Here is a 25,148-nt window from a genome sequence, read left to right on the forward strand (position 1 = left end):
GCTTGGCTGTTACATTATGCTGTGCAAAACGAGCACTCGTCAACCGTTGCCGTTCATTCTTTGACGATCTCGTCCAAATGATCGGCATAATAACGGATTGCTCGGTCAAATGTCTGGATCGAGGCGTCCGACGACGTCGTAGCAATACTCTTTAGCAACCGACCGACCGCCTGATCGGCTTGACCGAGATTGTACTCCGTCATCGCAAGGAAGGCTTGCAGGGCGTGGGCGTTCGGAAATTCAATTAACGCACGATGGAACACGTCTGACGCAACTTCGAACTGACCGATGACACGATATGTACTGCCGAGCCCGATATATGCCTGCAGGCGGTCCTCACCTGCAAGACCGAGCGCTAGTGCTTGTTCATAATAGGGAACAGCAGCATGTTCCTCACCGAGACTATCATGACACCACGCCATCTGATAGAGGACGGTCGGGTCGTTAGGTGCCGTCTCGACATACTGACGGACGACTGCCTTCGCTGCTTCATATTGCCCCGTCTGTCGTAACTGTTGCACCGATTCGAAATCAAACATCGCGTTTCCTCCTCATTTATAAACTAAAAAACAGACCCGGTCGTCCTGACCGGATCCGTTCGATTGAACAGCTTAGATTGTTTTTTCAAGCTTCGTTAAGAGCGTCCGGAACAGTTCGAGTTCCTGATCCGAGAAGTCCTCGAAGACGTCTGCGAGGTAATCCATCTTCATCGATTCGAGTTTTTCATAGAGCTCGATGCCTTTTGGAGTGGCGCGGAGTTCGACGACACGACGATCGAGTTCACTTCGCTCACGCGAGATCAACTCTTTTTTCGTCAATTCGTCTGCTAATGCCGTGATCATGCTCGCTGAGAATTGAAACTCCTGCGAGAGGGCAGAGGCGATTTGCGGACTGTTCGCACAAAGGGACTTCAAGATGAAGAACTCATTGCGTGTCAAGTACGTCGTGAACATGCTACGCACGTCCTTTTTGATCGCGCGGTAGTTCATCCGTAATCCTTTTTCCGTATCAACGATCAACTGATCGCGTTGTGCTACTTCTAGTGTAGTTGCCATGTATCGTTCACTCTTTCTATACCGTAGTTTCTTTCACTCGTGATTTAGTATAGTGAAAAATTTTAGTTTAATCAATATTTTTCTCTTGAATCATCTGTTTCGACGACGCGAGCGACTTGGGCGACGATTTCTTCGACGTTGCGCAGTTCTGGATAGAAGCGGCGGAAGAAGTAGTCGATCCGGTGTGTATCTTCGCCAGCGATCGTCAGCGCCATGCAGATATAGGCGATACCGATTCCTTGACGAGGCAGGAACGGATTCGGCATGACCTTCGCACAGCGTAAGGCGAGCGGACTGTGTGTCGTCACCGCTTCAATCAACTCTCCGTACGTCCGGATATCGACATAATGGAACATCCGAATCAGTTCGTTGATCAGTTGTTGATCGGAATCGAGCATCATCTGCGATGTAACGAGTCGTTTATCGAGCTCGTTGATGACCGAGGAGTGATCGATGAAGTAGTTCAAGTTATCTGCCGTGATCCGGACTTGATGGGGGTCAGACAAGATTTGTTGAACGGTCTCGTCTTCAAATTGTTTTAACTGTTTCTTGATGTTGACGAACTCCTGATCGGCGATCTCGAGTAATCCTGCCACCCGACTGAAGCTGCGCCGGACTTCTGCTGGGACACTGTTCGGATTTTTATATCCGAGATCATGTTCGATCTCCGCCCACGCGTGTTGCAGGATCGAGCGAATCTGGATCTCAGCCGTGTAGTCTTTAAAACGTCCATACTCGCTCAGGGCTAGCCGCTGATCGCTGAGTGAAGCGACGAAGTGGACCGAGAGATAACCAAATTCCGTCGTATCGAGCAACGTCGACTTATCGACCGATTGATCGCGATCGATCGCGAACTCATTCTCGATGATGCGTGCCGCTTCCCGGACGTCGTCATGGAAATAAGTGACGATCCGAATCCCGGTCAAGTCATGGACGTCCTTGAGTGAACGGTATTTGTTCGGTTGCCGTAAGACTTTTTGATACAGACTCTCGGAGTCCTTCGTCCGGGCGACGATCGAGTGGTATTTGATGCCTGCCGCGTCCAGCAACTCGGACAAGAGCATCTTCAACTTGTCGGCGTAGGCATCGTATTCTTCCTTATCGTTGACATATTCGAGCATCATCGTATTTAAATCTTGTGATTGCACCGTTTCGCACCTTCCTCATCCTGTAGTCATCTAGCCATATTGTAGCACTCTGCTTCGTTAAACGCACAGCAAGACCCTGTTTGAAGCAGTACGATTCGTGGGAAAAAGACAAGTAGTACGTGTCCGGGAGGAGATTAATCATGGAAATAGTGGATGCCCGTGCTTTACCCGCCGATCATATGGATGTCTTGCATGTCACACCATCGTCGATTTATTTTCGACGTCGTCTTGATGACGCCCGTTACCACATCAGCCGATATGATCTTGAAGATCAGGAACAGGTCGATCTAACGCCAGAAGCCTTGACGGATCACGGACCAACCCGACCGTTCGTGCGGCACGGAAGAGTCTATTGTTTGAATGAACATACGCAAGAGCAGGGCGGGGAGACGGAAGTGCTCGTCATCGATCTCTTGTCCGGTAAACGGGAGCAGATTGCGTCGTTTTATGTCGAAGGGGATTTGACGCTCTACTGGGTGCTCAATGAGAACTATCTCGTATTCTTGCAAACGACCGATACGACGTCTGCGTTTTTGTATGACGTCAAGGATGAATCGCGGCAGACGATTCTCGATCCACGGCTCTACGGAATGACGGAGAATTACCGGGAACTCTATTTCTTTCTCGTCACGCTCGAAGACAAGGAGTACATCGTCTGTAACGCTCGGCTCGATGAGTTCTCGTTCTATGACGCCCTTGAAAGTGGTGTCATCTCACCGGAAGATCCGATCGACCACTCGGAAAGTCTGTTAATTGCCCCACTGCCGACCTTGATCGAGGAAATCGAACGCGGTATGGAGCACTTATCGTTCGCAACCTTGTTGAAGTTAGAAGGGGAAGGGGATACCGTTCAGTATCTCGGGGAACAGGAAGGGCATCTGATCTTCAGTGCCTATACCGATCGTCTAAACGAAGAAATCTTTTACCGGATTGATACGGAAGCGAGTGTCGAAGAGGTTGCCCGGATTCAGTGGAGTGACTATGAACCGCTCGACTTCACGTACGATGACGTTGAGTCGACGATCTTCATCGTCAATGACCGGTCCGAGCACCATCATGAAGTGATCAATTTACGCAACGGTGCCCGATTCCTCGATAAGGAACCGTTCGAACGTGTCTTACGTGGACGCTTCTATTTACACGAAGCGATCGGAGACGACGCGGAACCAATGGTCACGGTCTATGACGCAGAACACAATGAACGCTATCGGTTCGAGGATGCCTATTATGTCACCGTATCCGGGGAACTCGTCATCTTATCGGTCCATCAACTATAAAAAAAGAGCGGTTGTTCTTTTCGTGAGAGCAACCGTTTATCATCTAGAATAAAATTATTTCAACTACCGAAATTAGTACAAAAAATAAAAACCAGTCGAGAGTAAACCTCAGACTGGCAAGAAATGCTACACTTATTCTGTGTCAGTTGTACGTGTGTAGACGTCAACTTGGATGTTTCCAGCAGTTGCACGCGAATAAGGGCAGACCGTATGCGCGACTTTCGCAAGTTCAGCCGCAGCTTCTTCTGAGATCCCGCGGACGAGAACATCGAGTTCGACTGAAAGCATGAATCCGTCAGCTGCTTCGTTTAATGTCACGTGTGCTGTGACTTCACTGCCATCGTGTTTGATTCCTTGTTTGCGAGCGACCATGTTCAAGGCAGAGTCGAAGCAAGCAGAATATCCTGCAGCAAAGAGTTGTTCTGGGTTTGTGGCTTGTTTTTTCGATCCTGGTACCGGCATTGCGAGAGCGATGTCAAGGATTCCGTCCTCCGATACGACGCGTCCGTCGCGACCTCCGACAGCTGTTGCAGATGATGTGAACATTGGTTTCATGTGTGTAACTCCCTTTCGTTGTTAGATTCAAATAAGTAGCTTACAATTAGATTGTATACAATTTAAATCGAAATGCAACTCGTTTGCTCACGATAGGAGGAATTTTTTATGAACCCGTTAGCTTTAGATGAACAACTCTGTTTTCCGTTTTATGCGATTTCGCGTGAGATCACGCGTCGTTATCGTCCGTTACTTGAACCCCTCGGTCTGACGTATCCACAATATCTCGTCATGCTCGTCGTCTGGGAGGAGGAGGGACAATCGCTGAAAGCCATCGGCGAACGGCTCCATCTTGACTCCGGTACTTTAACGCCGTTACTAAAGAAACTCGAAGCAGCAGATTTGTTGCGACGCGTCCGTAAGCCGGAAGACGAACGGCACATCCAGATCTTTTTGACGGATGCCGGTCGTGCATTACGGAAACAAGCAGAGACCATTCCGCTTGATCTCGTCCGGACACTCGACGTTGACGAAGAAGACTTGCGCGTCGTCAAAGCGGCACTGAATCGTCTCGTCATGAAAATGAGCGACCCGGATTAACCGGATCGCTCATTGTCTTATTTACGGCGGAAACCTTCTTCTTCAAGATAGTTCGCTGCTTCCTTATACGAGTTGAATGCACCGTCTAAAAGATCACCAGCATAGACGAGCCACGTGTCGATGTCTTCATTGAGCAACGTTAATTCGAACTGATTATCGTTGACCCATGTTTCTTCGAGTGTTTCGACCGATTGGACCGTCGAGAGTGCTTTGATTGCATCTTCTAATAAGAGAATTAAAGCAGGCTCTGAGAATTCACGGATGTTGACGAACCCTTTTTCGTCCGTTTCATAACCTGGTAGACCAGCGGCATAGACGAAGCCGTTCCCGTTCGGATGCAAATGATAGACGAGATTCTTCTTCTCATACTGACTGTCCGGGAATTGGAAATTGACGCGCTTCAGCGAGACATCTTTTCGGACGAGTTGTGGGAAGGTCTCGATAATTCGTAGTTTTTCTTCAAAAGTTAACATGGTTCCTCCTTGGTGTTACAGTTCTTCACTTCTATATATGCGATGAAATCAAACAAAATGTCAACCGCTGTCTGAAACCAAGCGACGTTTTTAACCGTAAATGGAAACGAAAGGAAGTGTTTATTGATGTCTACTGTACAATGGCATACATTGCCACAACGATCGATTCGAGCAGAACGGCTCGGATTGTTGCCGTTACACGGCTTGATCGCCGTCATTTTGATCGGAACGACGATCACTCAAGTCATGTGGCTCGACCTGACACCCTGGTGGATGGGCATCGTCGGTCTGCTTTGGCTGATCTATTTCATTCCCCGTATCGTCTACATACCCGTTCTTCGCTTGAAGTATATGCGTTATCGCATCGATGAGGAATTTCTCGTCGTCCGCAACGGCATCTTCTTCCGCCGCGAAGTCACCGTGCCGCTCGTCAAGGTGCAATTGATCGATAGCCAAACGGGACCAATCCTGCGTCGCTATGATTTGATCACACTGGATATTCGAACGGCATCCGGATTCGTCACGTTGACACGACTCGATCGTGCGCAAGGAGACGCGCTACGCACACAAGTCGAACGCTTCGCGAAACTCGAGGAGCGGGAGGAGGAATCGTTATGACCCGGCGCGTCCACCCGCTGTTCATCGTGATGTCGAGTATCTCGATCATCCGCTCGCTCCTGATTCCGTTCGCCGCCTTGATTTTAAATGCGATCCGTAAAGGCGAGATCAACACCTATACGTGGATCGGGATCAGTGTCGGGATTGTGTTCGTCCTCTTATACGGGATCGCCTCCTGGTATTTTTATACGTTCACGATTGATGCCGAAACGATTCGGGTCCGCAAAGGGATTTTCCAAAAAAGTGAACGGACGACGCAACGTAAACGGATCGAGTCGATCGGCATCCAGCAAAATGTCATCGAACGACTGCTGCGTCTTGCGACGTTGACCGTCGAGACGTCGTCCGAGAGCGGAACACCGGAAGTCGAACTAAAGGGAATCCGTCTTGATTTTGCGAAAGAACTGAAATCGTCGATCAAAAACGAGGGGCAACTCGTCGTCGAAGAACAACAGGCGGAAGTCGCCTATACGATCCCTGTCCGTGATTTGGCATTAGCCGGTGCCTTGTCTGGACGCGTCGGACTGGCGCTCGTCGGGATCGGGACCGCCTATCAATTCATCGATCAGTTCATTGAACGTTATGTCGATCGACTGTTCTCGGAACTCGCGCATTTATCATTGTTCGTCTTGACGGGGCTTGGCGTACTCGTCTTACTCGTCATCTACATCGGCTCGATCATCGTCTATATCTTGAAATACGGTTCGTACCGTGCCGTCTTGCAACACAACCGATTGTTGATCGGGTACGGAATGTTGAACCGGACCGAGGTCGCGTTTCATGCTGACAAGATTCAAGCCCTCGTCATTCAGGAAAGCTGGATTCAGCGTTTGATCGGTCGAGCGAGTCTGTCCTTACACATCATCTCGGCGACCGGAGAAAAGGAGCGACTGTTGCTCCATCCGTTCATCCGGACGAACGAGATTGATCCGTTTCTGGCGACGTATCTACCGCGCTTTCGACAGTTCAGTCCGCAGCATGAAGTCGCACCGATCGGTTTTCGCTACCGGGTTCGTTGGCCGTTACTCGGTTATGCGCTGTTGTTTACGGCACTGAGCAGTGTCGTCATCATCGTCCTTGATTCCTCATGGCGCTTCTTGATCTTGCTTCTGTTCATCTGGTTACCGTTCTATTACTTCGCTGTGCGCAGCGGTTACCGAAAGACCCGTTTCGGAACCGGTCACGATCTCTTGATGTTACGCAAACAATGGGTCCAAAAAGAGACCGTCTATACGCCACGACTGAAAATCGAGGAATTGACCTGGTCCGTTTCTCGCTGGCTCGAAGCAAAGGAGATTGCCCGGATTGAGATTCAACTACGGGGCAATACTGCTTTTAACGCGCTTTATTTTGAACGAACGGATATCGATACCTTACAGCGCTGGTATAAACAATCGTTCCTTTCGACCCCGTTAGCAGGGGAAGTGAAAACCGACGACGAATAAGGAAAGACTCACTGTCGGAAAGGAAGCGAAGCACATGCGCAAATGGGGAATCGGCATCGTGTTGCTCGTCACGTGTCTGCTACTGTTCATCGTCTATGATGGATACCGGATGCAAGAAACATTGATCGGTCAGTCGGACGCTTCTCCGATTCTGAAGACGACGAGAACGGACGGACAGGTGACGAAAGACGAGACATGGTTCAAACAAACAAGCGAGACACAGCAATGGTCGAAGGACGGGCTCGTCCGTTTCGGTCGTTATCTACCGGTTGACGGTAGCAAACAGACGGTCCTCCTCGTTCCGGATGAGATGATGTTTTCACAGACCGGTGTTTATGCGCTTGCCCGTTATTACCATGAGGCTAATTTCAATGTCTTACTCATCGAACGGCGTGGGCAGGATCGAAGCGGTGGCGTCCGGAACTACGGTTGGCTCGATCGACTGGATGTCTTGGAATGGACGAAACGCCTGCTTGCTGAAAACGGAGACGATACACGGATCGTCTATCACGGACTCGGTGTCGGCGCAGCGACCGTCTTACTCGCTTCTGGCGAGACCGTACCGACACAAGTCCGGGCGATCGTTGCTGAAGGAGCTTACGCCCGACTCGACGACTGGTTCAGTCTACTCGCAGATGAACAAATCCTTTACCCGGCACTGCCGTCTCTGACGGTCGCGAGCATGTGGAACAAAGGCGAGCAAGATTTCTTTTATGGCGACGTCTCGGTGACCCGTCAAGCAACGAAGAGTCGAGTTCCGACGATGTTCATTCATGGAATGAAGGACGAACTCGTTCCGGTTCGGATGATGTACGAACTGTATCAAGCAAAAACGGGATTAAAACAATTGTATCCGGTTCGCGATGCCGATCATGACGAGACGTATACGATGGACCCGGATAACTACGAAAAACGATTACGCTTATTCTTGCAACCGTACTTGCGGGAGATGTAAAGAAGGGAAGACTGATGCATGCAGACGACACATCCATCCTACTACTGGGTCGGATCCGACGAACCATTCGTCGACACGAAGCAGATTGACCAGATTGGTCGGGTGACGCTCGGTCGATTCGGAGGCTGCTCAAGAAGCGGTCAATATAAAAACGAAGACGGGGCTGCCATCTTGATCGGCGACGATTGGGAGATGACCGTCGTCTTAGACGCTCATAAGACAGCGGATAGTGCAGCACTTGTCTTACAGCAGTTGGCACAACACGAGTCGCGTATTCGGACTGATCTTGATGCACCACTTACGGAAGCATTCCGACGAATCGAGACGACCGTGCTGGATCTACTTCAAGACCCGGACTTTTTAGCGGCGTGTGCGATGTTGCAAGGGGAAACCGCTTGTTTGATCGCCGTCCGCAAAGGACGTTTCATCTGGTGGTTCTCCGTCGGTGACGTCGTCTTGTATCTGTTTCATCCAGATTTGATGAAGATGGGACAAGCTGCTTTGAATGAGCGGCAGTTCTATGAATGGATCGGACGCGCGAACACCTTTGCGTTACCAGTGCCGAGTTACACACGAGGCGTCCGCGAGTTGCGGCAAGGGGACAACCGATTGTTCGTGACGACGGATGGTTTGCTCGAGTGCCCGGGAACACCGTATGCTGAACCGAAGCAGATAGAGGACACTTTACGATCAGGTGGTATTGCTAAACTCCTCTCGACGATCGAAGTACAGGGCGTTCGTGACAGCACGACGGTCGTCACGTGGACCGTCACGATTGACGAACGCGTCACCCAACCAAGTGATACATGAAATAACCCGCGCTCCTGCATGAGCGCGGGTTACTGTTATTCTGTTTCAGGCGTTTGTTCCTGTTGCTGATCGAGTTCGACCGGTTCTTGGTCAACGGGTGGCTTCGCTTCAGCCAACGGGAAGGCGATGCCCGCACTTGTCAGCAAGGTGATCAAGGCGGCGCTCGTCAATGTTTGACGCATGGTCCGGCACGTCCTTTCTGTCTGATTCCGACACTATATTTTAATAATTCTGAACATTCTTCATCGTTTCGTCAAGCAATCTTTTACTTCCACTACGTATTTTTCCCAAAAACCCAGTATACTTAAACATGAAAAAGGGGGAAATCGATTGAAATTAACGAAAGCCAACACACGTCAATTAGAAAACGTTTTACCACGCTTGAACCTGAATGTCGCAGAACCGGACCGGACGGAGATTGAAGACCGTCTGCGGGCAGATATCTATGAAGCCCAGCGGAAACAACGTCCATTCGAAGAGATTCACGGTCTATCCGTCGAGGCACGTCTCGACCAGATGATCGCCGAGTTACCGCAGCGGCACCGGATGGAGACGCAGAAACGCTGGACGCGAAACTATGTCTCGTCGATCCTGATGTTCATCTTCATCGAAGGGATCGATGGATTGTTCCAATTCGCTTTGATTGATTACTTATTCTTCTCGATCATCGCGCTATTTTTGATCGACGCGATGTCACAGGTCATCACGGCACCGAAGATTAAACAAGTCAAACCGCGGGTGTGGATTCAATTCGTCATCAGCTTCATTCTTTTTTCAACCTACAAGGCACTGCTCGTGACGGTCTTCCCGGCACCGGACGTCTTGATTCAAGTCAGCGGCACGCCGTCCTATATCATCGGCATCGCAGGACTCGTTGGTCTCTACATCTACTGGTCAAAGAATCCGTTACGAAAGCGCGGCGCATAATTCGCGAGAGGAGAGGATTGCGTGGAGTTCACACATTGGAAACGACGGCTGCAAGATCATTTCGAACGAATGGGTTTTTCCTTACTGACAGAACGCCTAGCGATGCAAGATATGGTCAAACTCGAAGCGACACATGGTGCCTTCCTGTTCTTTCCGGTGACGATCCATCTGTATGAGCGGTCCGGTTGGAAGATGATCGCCTTTGAGGCAGAGACGGAGGAGGATTCACAACTCGTCGAGCAACAGATCGCCTCGTTGTTCCAACTCTTGATGGTGACCTTCCAGGAAGAAGAGCGCGAGTTCCTGCTCGGATTTCACGCGAATACCGGTCGTTACCTGACGGACCGTAATGCACCCGTCGGACGGCTCGTCCGTCTGATCGAAGAGTGCTGGTATGACGGTGACGTCCTGCGAGTCGAAACGTTCGATCCGTTTCCGGGACTGTTCGTCGCGCCACCTTTCGCCCATCAAAGTTATGCCTTCATGCCGGAAGAACGGACGTGGCGTTTATCCGTTGGGCGTACTGGACGTCCGGCGAACGATTATCGCTTCGACGGAACGATTTTGTCCCCACACCGCTTACCGGAATCGGAATTATTCACCGTGACAACACGGTCGGTATTGTTAGAGGACGAGAACGCAATCCGGACCTTACTGGAAACGGAACGACAAACGATCGCTAATTTCCATGAACGGGCGATGGCAACGATTCGGGCGTACGACCCATCATTTGGTTTTGCTTGGCGCGGGACGCAGACATTTTTCCACGGTGTTCCGGTCAATCCATTCGCACAGCGCTTGTGGCTCGAGAACGGTGTAACGCGATATCGGATTCTACAACAAGGGTCGACGCGGTTGCTCGCTTCCGGTGAGTCCTGTGACGCTGTCATCGAAATGCTCGATGATGCCGTCAGCAGTGAAGAACCGGATGGTCAATCCGTCAGTCCGATTGGTCAACTGATCCTCGGGATTTGGCAACAGATCGAGTCGGACGAAGCGACGTATATCACGAACGTCGACTGCCGCGGCATCTCGCGTACACAAGCCGATAACCGGATTCGCCACGCGCTAGCACGACAAGAGACGATTGATTGGGTGCACCGGGCACCGAACGAAGATGATATTTGTCGCTTTGCCGGTCTGACGTTGACCTTCCCGCATCGTCCGCCAGGTGTCGTCACGATTGAACGAACGGAAGCAGAATAAATAAACGACCAGGTATGTCCGCGCTCGAGCAGACGTACCTGGTCGTTTTTAATGTGTTGGTGTCAGTCGATTAAAGACGACGGACAGGCTGTAATAGATCATGGCTGTCAGACCAGCGATCGTAAAAGAAAGTGGCAGATCAAATGCGTCCTTCGTCGTCAGTACGATGAGCAGGCTCGCAATCACGATGCCGTACACTCCGTAACCGAGGACTGTCGGCACATACGCTAATGTCGTCGATGATCGGTTGATGATCATGCCGATGATAAAGTCGAGTAAGAAGCCGGACAGCAGGATGATCGGCAATGCCACTAAGACATAAAACAAAAATGTTGACCGGAATGATTCATACATCGTATCCGATGCCTGATCTCGGAGCGGTGTATAGGATATGTATGCTAGGACGGTGCAAACGAGGGTGGTGGTCAAGATGACGGCAAGTAATCGTTTCAACATCAAGGTTCCTCCTTTATTTTCCTCTTTGAGTATACTAATCTACATCAAAAAACACACCCTACTTAAGGATGTGTCGAGAGCGATCTATAACCCGAGCGACACAATCAGCCGCCGAACGTCCTGATCCGCTTGTTTAGGTGTCAAAATCAACAGTTGATCGTCTACGAGGACACGTGTCTGACCACGCGGCGTCAGAATTTCATCTTCACGAATGATCGCGACGACGAGCACATCCTGAGGCATCTCGATATCCTGTAACGTTCTTCCGGCAATCACACTGTTTGCCGAGACCCTGACCTCGATGATTTCCGCTTGCGGATGGGTGACGGTCATGAATTTCAAGAACGGTTCAACCGTCGTATCGTGCTGTGTCTCAAGCCCCATCCGCCGGACGATCCACGGCAAGGCCGTTCCTTGCAAAAGGGCAGACGTCATGACGGTGAAGAAGACGATATTGAAAAGAAGCGGCGCTTCCGCGAGACCACTCGAAAGCGGATAGGTCGCGAGAATGATCGGAACGGCGCCCCGTAATCCGGCTGCTGTGATGACACTCTGTTCTTTGACCGTATACCGAAACGGAAGCAGCGATAAGACGACGGCAAGTGGACGAGCGAGCAGGATCAACGTCAGGACGATGACGGCTGAGACGAACAAGGTCCGAGGATCGAGCAATTGTTTTGGAAAGACGAGCAATCCGAGCATGATGAACATGCCGATCTCGGCTAAATGCGATAAGCTGCCACTGAATCGTTTGAGCGTCTCGCGGTAGATCATGTCATGATTGTTGATCCAGATCCCAGTCAAATAGACGGCGAGAAACCCACTGGCGTGCAAAATCGTCGCGAGACCATACGAGAAGAGCGCTCCACTGAATAGAAGAGTTGGATAAAGGGCGGACGATGGTAACTCGATCCGGTTCAGCAGTTGCGTGACGAGATACCCGATTGCGAGACCAACTAGTGTCCCGAGTCCCATCTCGTAGATGAAGGACAGAATACCCGCACCGATCGAGAACGATTCCGGTGCTAACGCAAACGACGTGAACAAAATCGTCAGGAAGACAGCCATCGGATCATTCGTTCCGGACTCCGCTTCGAGCGTATGTTTGACTTTTGGATCGACTGGTCGTCCACTGAGCAGGGAAAAGACAGCGGCCGCATCGGTCGAGCCGACGAGCGCGCCGATCAATAATGCGACCGGCCAAGAAAAATCAAGTAGTAGATACGCGACGATCGCAATGATCCCCGTCGTCGCAAGGACCCCGACGGTCGCAAGCGACAGGGCGGCAGGGAGGATTTTCCGGAAGTGTGCCCACTTCGTATGCAAGCCACCGTCAAACAGAATCAGAACGAGCGCCATCGTCCCAAAGAGACGGGCTTGCTCGAAATCACCAAAGTTGATGATTCCTGTGACATCTGACCCTGCTACGATCCCGACGACGACGAACAGGATCAACGTCGGTACATTTAACCGGACGGCGAATTTCGTCGTGATGATCGCAATCAATAGTAACGTTCCTGCGACGAATAAGATCGCCCCTTCTTCCATCCGACCACCTCTTTCGTGATAACATGTTCTTCTTTTAGTATACGTTACTTTTTGAAAATTTCGAAAAATAACGTCAAAACGAGGTGTACAAACGAAAAGAAAAAGGAAAACTAGAAACAGAACTATTTGCGTTCAAAATGGAACACAAGGAGGAAAAGGGATGAACATCTGTATCGTCACGGGTGCCAACTCCGGCATGGGGATGGTCACGATTCAAGAATTATTAGAGCGAGGAGATCGGGTCATCGCTACCGTCCGTTCGCAGAAGAAAGCAACGGCACTCGTACAATTACTGCGGGAACATGTTGTATCGCATACGCATCTGGAAATCGAGATTGTCCAACTCGATCAATTGGACTCCGTTCGTCGCTTTGCGGATCGTCTGTTTGATTTAGTCGGTCGCATCGACCGCTTGATCTTAAACGCTGGAGTCATGGTACCGCCGTATCATGTTACGAAGGACGGCTTCGAATCACAATTTCAAGTCAACTACTTGAGTCATTTCTACTTGATCGAGCGCTTATTGCCGTTACTTGAAAAAGGAAACGATCCGCGCGTCATCTCGATTTCGTCGCTCGCTGGTGAAGGCGGCTTGATTCGGACCGACGTCGAACTCGAAGCCATCGCCCACGTCAAAAAAGAACACTATAGTCCGATGCGTTCTTACCGCGAATCAAAGCTCCTGCAAATGATTCATATGCGTGAACTGGCCGAAAAACACGGCGACCGGATCACGTTCGTCAGCGTCCACCCAGGGATCGTCAATACGGATCTGTTCTACCGCGGCAAGTACGGGAAAGTGATGAAGACGTTACTCAAGCCGGTCGCCCAAGTCGGATACTGGACCGGAAAACTCTATACACCGGAATACGGCGCGAAGACGGCACTCTACCTCGCAACGACCGACGATCCGCTCGATAACGGTGGCTACTATGCGGATTCCGCTCCACGACTCAGCAATCCGATCGTCGAAGACGACGAGTACCGGGCGCAAGCACGGAATTTGTCGCGTCGTTGGGTCGAACTCGCCTGAACGACAAAAAAACGACCGGCTCGTGGGAAGCCGGTCGTTTATCCGTTGTGACGACTGGGGGTCAGATCACTCCTAAAGGATACGTTACATTGAAATAAAATTGTGGAATATGAAAAAAATCACAAAATAATGGGCAAACGTGAAATCTTGAAGCAAAAAGGTTTTCTTCTCGCTGTACATTCGTTAGGATAGAGAAGAATTTTTTTGTAACAGGAGGAATAACATGATACGACAAGCTACATCAAAAGACGTTCGAAACATCGCAACCCTACTTGAGCAAAAAGCGCTCTCCCTCAAAGCCAGTGGCAGTAGCCAGTGGTCTGCTTATCTGGAGCAAGACATCGACCAACTCGTCGCACGAGATTTAGAAGCAGGTCGCTTATATGTCTTTGAGGATCAGAACGAGCTGCTTGGTTCCGTTGCCCTGCTTCCTTCGCTCGAATGGGATCAATCCTTGTGGGATGATGTAGAAGGTCTGTATATCCATCGAATCGTCGTCAGCGACCGTGCAAAAGGACAGGGTGTCGGTCGAAAACTACTCGAACACGCGATTGCTGTGACAGAGGATGAAGGAGAAATTCTACGACTTGACTGTGTCGCGACGAACGAGTTTCTCAATGCATATTACGCGTCATTCGGATTCGTCTATCAAGGAACACGGGATGGATTCTCGATTTATGAGTACGAACGCATCGAAGCGACTGCCTGAAGCGGTTCAATCAAGACAACGGTCGTTTCGTTTGGTATGGTAATAGAAAAAGAACGGTTCAAGGAGTGATCGGATGCGACTGAATATCGGCTTTATCGGCTTTGGCAAAAGTACGACCCGTTACCATTTACCGTACGTGATGATCGAGGACAACTATCACGTCACCTGGATTTACAATCGGAAGGAAAAACCGGAGCTGTTCGCATCCTATCAGGATCGACTGCCGGATGCCCGGTTTACGACGGATCTGTCCGAGATGCTCGCTGACCCAAAACTCGACGTCGTCGTCATCAATACACCACCGGCGACTCATTTTGAGTATGCGTTACAAGCGTTACAGCATCAAAAGCATGTTCTCGTCGAAAAACCGTTCACCGTGACGGAAGAAGAGACAAAGCGGTTATTTGCGGAAGCAGCTGTGCAAGGCGTTAAGATTCTCGCCTATCAAAATCGACGTTACGATAGCGACTTCCAAGTCGTCGCGCAAATCATCCGTTCCGGAAAACTTGGACGACTCGTCGAGGTCGTCTCGCAATTTGATCTATTCCGCCCGGAAGCGGCGTCAGCGGACCCGCGTCACGAAAACGGTGCGCTTTACGGGCTCGGCGTCCATACGCTCGACCAAATCATCGCCTTGTTCGGAAAACCGGACAAGGTCGCCTTTGACGTGCGCAGTGTTCGACTGCCGCACAATCCAGACGACGCATTTGCGATCGATCTCTATTATCCGGAGCTGAAGGTGAGTGTCCGGACGAGTCACGTTGCACTCGCCCCGGCCCCACGCTGGATGTTGCACGGGACGAACGGGACGTTCATCAAACAACACGTCGACCGGCAAGAACTTGATTTAAAAGCGAACTACTTCCCAGGGGAAGAAGGTTTCGGTGAGGATTCCGAAGACGATTATGGTCGTCTGATCTATCATGACGAACATGGTCATCTGCAAGACGTCCGGATTCCGAGTCCTGTTGGTGATTACGGTAAAATGTACCGCGCCTTTTACCGCAGTATCGTCGAAGATGCACCGCTTCCAGTGAAAGAAGAGGATACCTTGTTTGTTGCCCACCTGCTCGAACAAGCTTTTGCGCAACCGTCCCCTTATATCTTGACGATCCAAAATTAAATTTTAATTTGATTGCAGGTTGATGACAACTCGACTGTGCCCATAGGCATGGTCGGGTTTTTTTGATATAAAGAACAGGTGCATTCCTGATTTTTCAGATTTTTCTAAAGAAATGTTGATTATTTTTTCAAAAAGTTGGGAATAAGGGAATGTCTCACCAAATCAAAGCATAGGGGGTCTATCATGAAACGATTCTTATCCGCATTGCTCGTAGCGGTTGTCATCGTTGGGGTACTCAGCCCTTCGTTGATCGCTGAGGCCGCAACGAAGTTGACCGTGACGACGGATGTCTTGCGTGTCCGTGAAAAACCGTCGACGTCGAGTAAGATTCTCGGTAACGTCTACAAAGGAAACGTCTACACATCAAAAGGAACATCCGGCAGCTGGTATAAAATCAGCTACAAATCCCGCACAGGTTACATACACAAGGATTACGTCAAATCATCCTCGTCGAAATACACGTCGACGGGTACGAAGTATACGACAGTCGGAACACTTAACGTCCGGACGGGAGCTGGAACGAAGTATAAGGTCGTTGCCCAACTGAATAAAGGGGTTGCTGTCGCGACATATGGCACGTCAGGTAGCTGGACACGGATTCTTTATAAGGGAAGCTACCGTTATATCTCGACGCAATATGTATCGAAATCAAAACCATCGACAACAACGAAGAAGTTGAATGTTCCGTATTACAACCAGTATTCACTCGGTTATCCGTCGGGTTGTGAGTTCGTTTCGTTGAAGATGGCGCTCGAATACAAGAAAAAAGCCGTCTCAGCTGCGTCGCTTTACAATCAGATGCCAAAGAGCATGAAAAATGCGACATACAAGAACGGGAAGTACTACTGGGCAGATCCGGAAAAGATGTTCACAGGAAATCCAGCCGGTACACTCGATTATTACAAGAACTGGGGCATCTATCCGAAAGGCATCTTGCCACTCGCTAAAAAATACCGCAGTGGTGCAGTCGATATCTCAAAACAAGGTGTTTCAAAGATTGAACGTGAAATTCGTAGCGGAAACCCGGTCATCGTTTGGGCAACCGTCGATTTCAAGAATCCATATGGCTACTTCTCTTGGATCAAACCGGACGGTAAAACTTTCACAGGTTACCGGAACTATCACGTCATGCTCGTGACAGGTGTCTCAAGCGGCTCGTTCTATGTCTCGGATCCATACCGCGGCAAGTATAGTGTCAGTCGCTCGCAGTTCACATCCGTTTTCAATCAGACGGGACAATATGCGTTATCTGTTCGTTAAACCCTCATCCGGTCGCTCTAAGGCGACCGGATTTTTGTCATTTTCAGGCATATTGATACGAAATCTACTGTAAAATGAAGGAGTTCACCTGCTAGGTGTGTAAAAGAATGACAATGTATCCATGAAAGGAAGTGAAGAGATGGAAGATCCACGGATCACGCGTCTCGAGCAGGAGGTCGCGGCGTTACGACAACGAGTGGCTGCTCTTGAAGAACAGCACACTTCACCTATCGCACCTGAACCGAGCGAACCAGAAGTGAGTACGGTCGCTCGCCCAGCCCCGCGTCCTGCCTATACGAAACGAAAACCGGTTGTTCCTCAACCAACGTTCAAGGAAAAGCGCTCCCGCGAAGAATGGGAACAGGTCATCGCGACCGTCTGGTTACCCCGGATAGGAGCGATATTTGCTGCACTCGGGGCTTTGTTCCTCTTCTCCTATGCCTCGGTTGCCGGTCTGATCAGTCCGCCTGTCCGTATCGGAAGTGGGGTGTTGATTGGTCTACTCGTCATCGCCCTCGGAGAATACCAGTATGAAAAGAAACGACGTGAGCTTGGGGTCGGACTCGTCGCGACCGGTACGATCGTCGCTTTGGCGGCACTGTTCGCCGGAATGGCCTTATATCAATTCTATCCACCGTCTTTAGCCTTCTTACTTGAGCTCGTCGTCGTCTTCATCGCGTACGGTTTGATGCTCTGGATGCGATCGCAAGCCTTACTCGTCCTCGTATCCATCACCGGTTTCTTATTACCGTATCTACAATTATCGGACGAGCCGAACTTACCGCTCTTCTTATTGTACGAAGTCGTCTTGTTCGCAGCGATCTTCTTTGCCGTTGACCGACTGAAGGCAAAGAAAGCGTTCGTCTTCGCTTGGGTGATCTTTACGATTGCACTCGCGTTTGGATTGTTGTCGTTGACGCTCTCACGGTACGACGATGGTGTCCCGCAACTCGATGAATGGTCTCTCTTACTTGCGACATTCTTCGGTTACGGCGCAACGTCTTTCGTCGGACGACGGATCCAGTTTCAGCCAAACGCCCCAAGCTGGCTTGCTGGTGTTGTCGTCTTGCTGACGTTACTGATTCTTGATTGGTCGTTCGGGACGCTAATCGCGATTCTGTTTGCTGGCGTTGCCTACGTGCTCGCTGATCGATTAAAGGATTCGGCGCAAAACGGCGTCGGTCACGTTGCTTTACTCGTCGCCGTCCTCTTGATTCCGGCAGATGCCATCAGCTGGACGTATCAACTGCGCTACTTCTTGATTGCCGGGGTGATCGCCGCATTTTGGTTCGTTCCGCAGGCGCGGATGCCGCATCAACGGTTGTTTAACGTCGGCTTGTATGTCGTCTTCATCTTTTCTGCCGTCGTTGATTATGAATCCTATCAAAGCTTAGGTCTGTCTTACGCCTTGACGGTGCTCGCTATGGTCATTGCTTCGACAGCATTCGTCTTGCTCCTCGTTCAGACACATCGTGATCCGGTCTGGAAAGGGTCATGGCAACTTGTTCTCGTCTTAGCTGCGATCGGTGTCTTTACGACCTATACGTTGATTATCATGGAGTTACCGTTCTACCGCGGTCTTGAAGAAACGGCGCGTAGTACGACGTTGTCCGCTGCCTATATCGTCCTCGCACTCGTCCTTGTCGCGATCGGTCGGATGCGGACGTCGTCGACGTGGCGATTGTCCGGATTGTTGCTACTGACGATCAGTGCCGTCAAGCTTTTACTGTTCGATTTGTCGTTCCTGAGCTTATTCCAAAAAGCGTTCGTCTTCATTGGCTTCGGGATCGTCACATTCATCATTTCACGGACGTACTTCAAAAAACGAAAAGAACAAGCATAACGAAGAGCTTGAATCGGTTGAAATGAACCGGTTCAAGCTTTTTTAATTGCGCAAAAATTTTTATTGATAACGATTATCATTGTCGTCTATACTATTTAAGGAACTGACTTAATTAGTAACAGGGGGAACCATACATGAAACAAGCATTATTGATGACAGGGGCGCTCGCCGTCGTTTTAGCAGGTTGTAGTCAAGCGAAACAAGCGGAGACACCGGCACCAAAAAAGACGAATTTTGATCAGGTCGTCACGGATTACCGAACGTATGCGATCAACGAAATCGATACGTTCGTCCGCGAGACGGAAAAGTTCACCGATGCCGTACAGGCTGGCAAACTCGAAGAAGCGAAAGCGTTGTACGCGCCAACACGGATGCACTACGAACGTGCAGAACCAATCGCGGAAGTGTTCGGTGACCTCGATCCGAAAATCGATGCGCGAGCAGGCGACGTTAAAGCGTCGGAGTGGGGTGGCTACCACCGGATCGAGCAAGGGTTATTTGAAAAGGGAACGACAAAAGGCTATGAAGCATACGCGAAACAATTGATGAAGGACGTTCACTTACTGCGGGCGAAGGTCGAGACGGTCGAGGTGACACCAGAATTACTCGTCACGGGGGCGACGGATCTATTGAACGAAGTCTCGACCTCAAAAGTGACAGGCGAAGAAGACCGCTATTCGCATACGGACTTATATGACTTCGCAGCAAACGTCGAAGGTGCTGAAAAGATCTACGAACTGTTGAACCCGGCGCTAAAAAAACAAGATGCGGCGTTATCAAAAGAGATCGCGGATCGCTTCAAGGACGTCCACGCTTTACTCGATGCGAAGAAACAGGGTGACGGCTATGTCCTCTATACGAGTCTCTCGAAACAAGACGTCAAACAGATGAGTGTCGCCATCAATGAACTCGCGGAACCGCTCTCGAAGATGGGCATCGTACTGGAGGGATAAGCATGAAACCAATCCAAGAAGGTGTCACGCGGCGTGACGTCCTGAAGGTCGCAGGCTTGACGAGTCTCGGGGCCGCCCTATATGCCAGTGGTCTTGAGAAGTTCCTCCCGCGGACATTGACTGTTGAAGCAAGTGATCAAGAGCCGTTCTACGGGACGTATCAAGCGGGAATTCTGACACCACCACAAAATCACGTCCAAGTCGTAGCGTTTGATATCAAGACGGAGCGACGCGATGAGTTGGTCGATTTATTAAAACGCTGGACGCGGTTATGTGCAAGACTTGCTGCCGGTTTACCATACGGCGATTCCGACTCCCGTTACGTCCCACCGGAAGATACGGGGGAAGCGGACGGATTATCTGCCGGTCACTTGACGTTTACGTTCGGGTGCGGTCCAAGTCTGTTTGATGGTCGCTTCGGCATCCGTCATAAACGACCGGATGCACTTCAATCGTTGCCGGCGTTCGACCTCGATCGTCTGGACGAAAAATGGAGTGGAGGCGACCTCGTCGTCCAAGTCTGTGGTGATGATGCCCAAGTCGTCTTCCATGCGATCCGTAACCTCGTCCGTGTCGGGCGCGGGACGGTCGCGATGCGTTGGTCCCAAGCTGGTTTCCAGCGCAGTAAAGCAGCAGATGCCTCTGGTGGGACGCCGCGCAATCTTTTCGGCTTCAAGGATGGCACGGGGAATCCTGACGTCTCGAAGAAGCAAGTCCGGAAAGAATCGCTCTTTTGTCAGTGGCAAGACGGTACGCCGTGGCTGACGAACGGCTCGTTCCTTGTCGTCCGTCGCATCCAGATGCATCTCGAAGTCTGGGACCGGACGATCCTAAAAGAGCAAGAACGGACCTTCGGGCGCGAACGTGCTTCCGGAGCTCCGCTCGGCTCAACAGACGAATTCGCTTCCGTCACACCGGCGAAACGACAAGCTCGTGGCGAAGCTGTTTTACCGGTTGACTCGCATACCGCTGTCGCGCACGGGGATGGGAAGACAGCGATCTTACGCCGTTCCTACTCGTATCAGGACGGCATCGATGAGAAGACAGGTGCCCTCGATGCGGGTCTACTCTTTTTATCGTATCAGCGTTCACCAAAACAATTCATCGAGATTCAGCGTCGCCTTGCCGCACAGGATCGATTGAATGAATACATCACGCACCGTGGAAGTGCCATCTTCGCCTGCTTCGGTGGAATCTCGAAAGGAGGCTACATCGGTGATGCGTTATTTGCGTAATCTCGTCCTTGTACTTGTACTCCTTATAGCCGGTCAACACGCGGTGCCTGTCCATGCTGCTTCGACGGATGATCTTTATGTCGCGATCGGACAAGCCCTGTCTGCCGTCGCAAGTGAAGATCGCGCGGCACTGAATCAAGCAATCGATGAACTAGGACAAGCTGCTCAAGACTTACCTGATCAACAAGCGGCAATCACGAAAGCTGTCAAACAGGTCGATGCGAAACGGTCGGCAGCGTTTCCGGAAGTCCGCGAGCAACTGACAGCACTCTCTGCTGCCGTCCGCAAGCAAGAAGAAGCAACGAAACCGAAGACAGATCCGGTCGCGAAAGCAAAAGTGAAACAACTGCTTTCATTGACGAAAGAGATGCGGCAGGTCAAGGCGAGCGATCGTCCGGCAGCGGAGCAACGATTGTTGACCGCATGGGCGACGCACGAGAGTCTTGTTCGCAATGACAGTGTCGGTCACTATGGCAATATCGAGATGACGCTCGCGTCGATCCGGATCGCGGCGGCGCGTGATTCCGCGGATACGAAGGAATGGAAAGCCGCACTTGATCAGTTCGATACGGCTGTCCAGTCTTTCCTCGACGGAAAGCAGGTCCAGGCAAAGAAAACGGGACTGCAGTCGCTGTTGACGCCACTTGAAAAGGCGCAAACCGCGCTAGCTGCAAATGATTTACCGAAAGCGAAACAAGCACTCGAATCGTTTCTGAAGACCTGGCCACGTGCGGAAGGCGAGGTCCGGACACGTAATGAAGGTCTCTATTCCCAGCTTGAATCAGATGTACCACTGTTACTTGCCCGCCTGACGCCGGAAACGCGGGAAAAGACGGCACAAGAACTCCAGTCGTTTGAGAATGCTATCGCACAATTACAAACGAAGACGCATTATACGTTCGTCGATGCAATGCTCGTCATGCTGCGGGAAGGTCTCGAAGCGTTACTGATCGTCAGTGCGCTCGTTGCTTTCGCTCGCAAAAGTCGTTCAAAACAAGAAGGGAAGGTCTGGGCAGGTGCTGGTCTTGGTCTGATCGCAAGCGGTCTGTTAGCGCTCATCCTCCAGACGGTCTTTCAGGCCACGTTCGCGGCGACAGGTCGGGAACAAATCGAAGGCTATACAGGAATCGTCGCGGTCGTTGTCATGTTGTTCGTCGGCTACTGGTTGCACTCGAAAAGCGCCGTCGCCAAACGAAAACACTTTTTATCGACGCTTTCGACGACGTCCTTGTTCTTCGTCAGCTTCTTAACGATCTTCCGGGAAGGCGCCGAGACGTTGTTGTTCTACATCGGAATGGCACCAGAGATGACGAAAACTGCCTTGTTATCCGGAATCGGACTCGCGATCGTCATCATCGGTCTGGTCTCGTATGCGGTCATCCAGATTGGTGTTCGTTTACCGATCCATCGTCTGTTCCAAGTCGCGTCCTGGTTGATTTATGTGATGGCGTTCAAGATTCTTGGTACGAGTCTGCACGCGTTGCAACTGACGAATGTCTTACCGATTCGTCCGATCAATGGACTCGGAACCGCCGGCTGGATTGGTTTCTACCCAACGCTCGAGACGCTTATCCCGCAAGTCGTCCTGATGATTCTGATTGCCTTGTTTACGATCTGGCAAAAGCGGCGCACAGCAGCAATCCAGGCTGCCGCTTGATCCATTTTTCAATTTCAGGTTTCAACTATTATGTTTCGGGTATAACTTCTTATCAGCAGCTTGCTGCATGAAAGAGAGGGATTTTTATGCTTGAAACACGCATCGTACGAAACATGACCGCTGTCGACGCAGAAGTGACGAGCCTCAAATCAAGTGGCTATTCGAATAAACAGATCTACATCTTTGCAAAAGACGAAGAACTCGCGGAACGCATCGCGAATGACACGCAGACGTTACCATACCGCGTAACGAAGAAGTCATTCTTCGAGACGTTATTATCAGCCGTCCGCAGTAACCGTAATGATCGGATTGCTCAATTGTCCGAGCTTGGCATGACGAAGGATGTCGCTGAGGATCTAGAAGATGAAGTCCGACACGGGCGGATCGTCATCGTCGGTTCGAAGTCTGATTTACTGAATCCAGCGTTCGCGGCGTCTTACGTGACGGATGAAGCAACCGATTATGGTGCTGGCGTACCAAAACTTGAAGACGAGGAAACGACGACGACGTTACCAGCCGATCAAAACGTCAAGTTAAAAGATGAATGATACATAAGCCTCCTGTTTCTCAGCGTAGAGACAGGAGGCTTTTGTTTAGCCTTCTCATGGAAGGGAATGGGAAAATTGAGAGGAGGAAAGACAATGCAATTCTTATATGTTGGCTATTACGATGCTGAGCGGATGGATGCTTTATCGAAGGAAGAGATCGATGCTTTGATGTCGCGATGTGATGCGTTGATGAACACCTTCAATGAACAAGTCGATGTCCTATCAGACTGGCACCCGGGTCTTACGACACAAGCATTTTACTGGCAAGATGGGGTCGTACAGAAGAAAGTAGAGCCGGATCGAGCGCATGGAGAGCAGATTGGCAGTTTGATTGTCTTTGAAGCACGTGATTTGGATCATGCGATGGAACTGGCTTCCCTTCATCCGACGACTCAAGTCGCAGAAGGGGAATCTTACGGTTGGCGCGCAGAAGTCCGTCCATTATCCGGTACCTCTTGATGTATGGATTATGGACGACATTTACGACTCAAGCCGGACAACGCGACCACGTCATCGCCCTGTTACTTGAAGCTGCGGCTTCTTTAGAGACTCATCCGAGTTGTCTACACTACATCATCAGTAGTTCTGACGAACCGGATGTGCTATATGTCCGTGAAATCTGGACGGATGCCGCTGCACACCTCGCGTCTTTAGAGTTACCGGTGACGCGGCGTTTGATTACGCAAGCGCGTCCGTTGCTCGAGCGTGTTGAACGCGTGCTCGAAGACCACCCGCTCGGTGGCAAAGGACTCATGTAAACCAAAAACCCCTCCTCTAGTCGAGAAGGGGTTACATGCCGTTAGGTTGTCTTCTACTCAATATCGATGACGTCCGACGCTCGCACCATCCGGCGCATACCTGTCGATGTGACGAGTTCAATCGTTCCGCGGTCATGAAAAATCGCTTGGATCGAACCGGATACCGTATCGAGTTGTTTTAATCGGACGTGGACCGTCTGTCCGGTCCGGACTGCACGTTCCATGATGTGTTGTAAGGAGAGGCGATCACGAACAATCGTCTCTTCGCGTGATTGATACAGATGTTCAAGATGAAGGATATGCTGGCGTGAAGTCAGTTGTTTCCACTTGCGATTCGATCGTTTTTTAGATGCGAACATGGCTGACCACCTCCTGAATTGAGTCGTACGCTAAACAGTCGTGCGCTCTGCTTCAGATAATTCCCTTCACGAACCGTGCTTAAACACGTGCTCCTGACATTTTTTCACGAAACGCCTCGATTGCCGCAATCGCTTCTTGATCGTGCTCGACCTCACCTGGTGCATTCCCTTCGGCAAGAATCGCTGTCTCAAGCGTCGCGCCAAGGAACGATGCGATATGCTCGAACTGCGTGACGAGCGCTTGCCCTTTAACGCGTGGATTGTCTCCTCCGACCGCGATCAAGTGGAATCGTTTCCCCGCCATCCGGTTTTTGAAGTCGAGCTCTTCGTCGCGCAGTGACTCGCTGAATCGATCGATGAATAATTTCATCTTCGTCGACATCGAGTACCAGTAAATCGGAGTGATGAACAGGATGTCATCGTGAAGAAGCATCTCTTCGACGATCCGGCGATAGTCATCACCGATCGGCAAAAAGCCTCCGTGATGACGGCGGTCTTCGATCGGCTGAATCGAGACGTTCGCCAAATCGACAGCAACATGAAGGAGGTCTTTCAATGCTTGTTCCCCGAGCCATTCACTGTTTCCTTTTCGTGAGCTACCAAAAATCGTATACATATCGTGCATCTCCTTTTGAATTCGATTGTTCTATTCTATTC

At 50.6% G+C, this 25,148-nt stretch carries 29 protein-coding genes; 19 read left to right on the forward strand and 10 right to left on the reverse strand.

The window, feature by feature from the left end; translation table 11 throughout:
• Positions 1 to 53: 53 nt before the first annotated feature.
• From ESP131_RS10500 to ESP131_RS10510, 3 genes are all read right to left on the reverse strand, one after another.
• Positions 54 to 539, reverse strand: coding sequence for a tetratricopeptide repeat protein (locus ESP131_RS10500; protein ID WP_069940678.1), 486 nt, complete (start codon positions 537 to 539; stop codon positions 54 to 56).
• A gap of 72 nt (positions 540 to 611) precedes the next feature.
• Entirely contained in the window at positions 612 to 1,055 is a 444-nt protein-coding gene (locus ESP131_RS10505; RefSeq protein WP_023468290.1) for a MarR family winged helix-turn-helix transcriptional regulator, read from the reverse strand.
• 71 nt (positions 1,056 to 1,126) lie between these two features.
• Complete coding sequence (locus tag ESP131_RS10510) at positions 1,127 to 2,203, reverse strand: GTP pyrophosphokinase (protein WP_231925615.1); 1,077 nt, start codon at positions 2,201 to 2,203, stop codon at positions 1,127 to 1,129.
• A gap of 140 nt (positions 2,204 to 2,343) precedes the next feature.
• Here ESP131_RS10510 and ESP131_RS10515 point away from each other — a divergent pair, with 140 nt between their 5' ends.
• Positions 2,344 to 3,480: a Six-bladed beta-propeller, TolB-like protein gene (locus ESP131_RS10515; RefSeq protein WP_069940679.1), complete on the forward strand. Its 1,137-nt coding sequence runs from the start codon at positions 2,344 to 2,346 to the stop codon at positions 3,478 to 3,480.
• 132 nt (positions 3,481 to 3,612) lie between these two features.
• Here ESP131_RS10515 and ESP131_RS10520 read toward each other — a convergent pair whose 3' ends face one another.
• Positions 3,613 to 4,035, reverse strand: a complete 423-nt coding sequence (locus tag ESP131_RS10520; RefSeq protein ID WP_069940680.1) for an organic hydroperoxide resistance protein — start codon at positions 4,033 to 4,035, stop codon at positions 3,613 to 3,615.
• Positions 4,036 to 4,143: 108 nt separating this feature from the next.
• On the opposite strand from ESP131_RS10520, the gene ESP131_RS10525 reads away from it, so the two are divergent.
• Entirely contained in the window at positions 4,144 to 4,575 is a 432-nt protein-coding gene (locus tag ESP131_RS10525) for a MarR family winged helix-turn-helix transcriptional regulator (protein WP_069940681.1), read from the forward strand.
• A gap of 17 nt (positions 4,576 to 4,592) precedes the next feature.
• Here the strand turns inward: ESP131_RS10525 and ESP131_RS10530 are convergent, their stop codons facing one another.
• A complete protein-coding gene (locus ESP131_RS10530) occupies positions 4,593 to 5,048 on the reverse strand; it encodes a hypothetical protein (RefSeq protein WP_023468294.1) in 456 nt (151 codons plus the stop codon).
• Between the two features lie 126 nt (positions 5,049 to 5,174).
• Here ESP131_RS10530 and ESP131_RS10535 point away from each other — a divergent pair, with 126 nt between their 5' ends.
• From ESP131_RS10535 to ESP131_RS10550, 4 genes are read left to right on the forward strand one after another with little or no spacing between them, the layout of a single operon-like run.
• Positions 5,175 to 5,666, forward strand: a complete 492-nt coding sequence (locus ESP131_RS10535; RefSeq protein ID WP_069940682.1) for a PH domain-containing protein — start codon at positions 5,175 to 5,177, stop codon at positions 5,664 to 5,666.
• Complete coding sequence (locus ESP131_RS10540) at positions 5,663 to 7,111, forward strand: PH domain-containing protein (protein ID WP_069940683.1); 1,449 nt, start codon at positions 5,663 to 5,665, stop codon at positions 7,109 to 7,111. Before ESP131_RS10535 ends, ESP131_RS10540 begins: the two co-directional genes overlap by 4 nt.
• Positions 7,112 to 7,145: 34 nt before the next feature.
• A complete protein-coding gene (locus ESP131_RS10545; protein ID WP_069940684.1) occupies positions 7,146 to 8,066 on the forward strand; it encodes an alpha/beta hydrolase in 921 nt (306 codons plus the stop codon).
• An 18-nt stretch (positions 8,067 to 8,084) separates the two neighbouring features.
• Positions 8,085 to 8,876, forward strand: a complete 792-nt coding sequence (locus ESP131_RS10550) for a PP2C family serine/threonine-protein phosphatase (RefSeq protein WP_069940685.1) — start codon at positions 8,085 to 8,087, stop codon at positions 8,874 to 8,876.
• Positions 8,877 to 8,911: 35 nt separating this feature from the next.
• Here ESP131_RS10550 and ESP131_RS16670 read toward each other — a convergent pair whose 3' ends face one another.
• On the reverse strand, positions 8,912 to 9,058 hold the full coding sequence (locus tag ESP131_RS16670; RefSeq protein WP_023468299.1) for a hypothetical protein: 147 nt from the start codon (positions 9,056 to 9,058) through the stop codon (positions 8,912 to 8,914).
• A 148-nt stretch (positions 9,059 to 9,206) separates the two neighbouring features.
• On the opposite strand from ESP131_RS16670, the gene ESP131_RS10555 reads away from it, so the two are divergent.
• Positions 9,207 to 9,803 carry a DUF1129 family protein gene (locus ESP131_RS10555; RefSeq protein WP_047395471.1) on the forward strand — a complete coding sequence of 199 codons (597 nt, stop codon included), beginning with the start codon at positions 9,207 to 9,209 and terminating at the stop codon, positions 9,801 to 9,803.
• A gap of 21 nt (positions 9,804 to 9,824) precedes the next feature.
• Complete coding sequence (locus ESP131_RS10560; RefSeq protein ID WP_069940686.1) at positions 9,825 to 11,009, forward strand: hypothetical protein; 1,185 nt, start codon at positions 9,825 to 9,827, stop codon at positions 11,007 to 11,009.
• Positions 11,010 to 11,057: 48 nt separating this feature from the next.
• Here ESP131_RS10560 and ESP131_RS10565 read toward each other — a convergent pair whose 3' ends face one another.
• Together ESP131_RS10565 and ESP131_RS10570 are read right to left on the reverse strand one after the other, a co-directional pair.
• Entirely contained in the window at positions 11,058 to 11,465 is a 408-nt protein-coding gene (locus ESP131_RS10565) for a hypothetical protein (protein ID WP_047395468.1), read from the reverse strand.
• Between the two features lie 84 nt (positions 11,466 to 11,549).
• On the reverse strand, positions 11,550 to 13,013 hold the full coding sequence (locus tag ESP131_RS10570; protein WP_069940687.1) for a potassium/proton antiporter: 1,464 nt from the start codon (positions 13,011 to 13,013) through the stop codon (positions 11,550 to 11,552).
• A gap of 160 nt (positions 13,014 to 13,173) precedes the next feature.
• Here ESP131_RS10570 and ESP131_RS10575 point away from each other — a divergent pair, with 160 nt between their 5' ends.
• The 11 genes from ESP131_RS10575 to ESP131_RS10625 all read left to right on the forward strand — a co-directional run bounded on the left by ESP131_RS10575 (position 13,174) and on the right by ESP131_RS10625 (position 24,132).
• Positions 13,174 to 14,046 carry an SDR family NAD(P)-dependent oxidoreductase gene (locus ESP131_RS10575; protein WP_069940688.1) on the forward strand — a complete coding sequence of 291 codons (873 nt, stop codon included), beginning with the start codon at positions 13,174 to 13,176 and terminating at the stop codon, positions 14,044 to 14,046.
• Between the two features lie 223 nt (positions 14,047 to 14,269).
• Complete coding sequence (locus ESP131_RS10580) at positions 14,270 to 14,755, forward strand: GNAT family N-acetyltransferase (RefSeq protein WP_069940689.1); 486 nt, start codon at positions 14,270 to 14,272, stop codon at positions 14,753 to 14,755.
• A 73-nt stretch (positions 14,756 to 14,828) separates the two neighbouring features.
• Complete coding sequence (locus tag ESP131_RS10585) at positions 14,829 to 15,878, forward strand: oxidoreductase (protein ID WP_029341698.1); 1,050 nt, start codon at positions 14,829 to 14,831, stop codon at positions 15,876 to 15,878.
• A 183-nt stretch (positions 15,879 to 16,061) separates the two neighbouring features.
• Positions 16,062 to 17,138: a C39 family peptidase gene (locus ESP131_RS10590; RefSeq protein WP_069940690.1), complete on the forward strand. Its 1,077-nt coding sequence runs from the start codon at positions 16,062 to 16,064 to the stop codon at positions 17,136 to 17,138.
• 139 nt (positions 17,139 to 17,277) lie between these two features.
• Entirely contained in the window at positions 17,278 to 18,981 is a 1,704-nt protein-coding gene (locus tag ESP131_RS10595) for a DUF2339 domain-containing protein (protein WP_069940691.1), read from the forward strand.
• Positions 18,982 to 19,115: 134 nt separating this feature from the next.
• The gene (gene efeO, locus ESP131_RS10600) at positions 19,116 to 19,934 is read left to right on the forward strand and encodes an iron uptake system protein EfeO (RefSeq protein WP_069940692.1); all 819 of its coding nucleotides are present in this window, start codon (positions 19,116 to 19,118) and stop codon (positions 19,932 to 19,934) included.
• 2 nt (positions 19,935 to 19,936) lie between these two features.
• Positions 19,937 to 21,169 (forward strand): iron uptake transporter deferrochelatase/peroxidase subunit, encoded by a 1,233-nt coding sequence (gene efeB, locus ESP131_RS10605; protein ID WP_425323770.1) that lies wholly within the window; start codon positions 19,937 to 19,939, stop codon positions 21,167 to 21,169.
• Positions 21,153 to 22,826: an FTR1 family protein gene (locus ESP131_RS10610; protein ID WP_069940694.1), complete on the forward strand. Its 1,674-nt coding sequence runs from the start codon at positions 21,153 to 21,155 to the stop codon at positions 22,824 to 22,826. The genes efeB and ESP131_RS10610 overlap by 17 nt, the downstream gene beginning before the upstream one ends.
• Before the next feature lie 86 nt (positions 22,827 to 22,912).
• The gene (locus tag ESP131_RS10615) at positions 22,913 to 23,374 is read left to right on the forward strand and encodes a YflT domain-containing protein (protein WP_023468312.1); all 462 of its coding nucleotides are present in this window, start codon (positions 22,913 to 22,915) and stop codon (positions 23,372 to 23,374) included.
• Positions 23,375 to 23,467: 93 nt separating this feature from the next.
• Positions 23,468 to 23,833, forward strand: a complete 366-nt coding sequence (locus tag ESP131_RS10620; RefSeq protein ID WP_069940695.1) for a YciI family protein — start codon at positions 23,468 to 23,470, stop codon at positions 23,831 to 23,833.
• Positions 23,833 to 24,132 carry a putative quinol monooxygenase gene (locus tag ESP131_RS10625; protein WP_069940696.1) on the forward strand — a complete coding sequence of 100 codons (300 nt, stop codon included), beginning with the start codon at positions 23,833 to 23,835 and terminating at the stop codon, positions 24,130 to 24,132. The genes ESP131_RS10620 and ESP131_RS10625 overlap by 1 nt, the downstream gene beginning before the upstream one ends.
• Before the next feature lie 53 nt (positions 24,133 to 24,185).
• Here ESP131_RS10625 and ESP131_RS10630 read toward each other — a convergent pair whose 3' ends face one another.
• Complete coding sequence (locus ESP131_RS10630) at positions 24,186 to 24,491, reverse strand: hypothetical protein (protein WP_047395435.1); 306 nt, start codon at positions 24,489 to 24,491, stop codon at positions 24,186 to 24,188.
• Positions 24,492 to 24,570: 79 nt separating this feature from the next.
• On the reverse strand, positions 24,571 to 25,107 hold the full coding sequence (locus ESP131_RS10635; protein ID WP_047395432.1) for a flavodoxin family protein: 537 nt from the start codon (positions 25,105 to 25,107) through the stop codon (positions 24,571 to 24,573).
• Between the last annotated feature and the right edge of the window lie 41 nt (positions 25,108 to 25,148).

This window comes from Exiguobacterium sp. U13-1 (assembly GCF_001750115.1).
GTDB classification, from domain to species: domain Bacteria; phylum Bacillota; class Bacilli; order Exiguobacteriales; family Exiguobacteriaceae; genus Exiguobacterium_A; species Exiguobacterium_A acetylicum.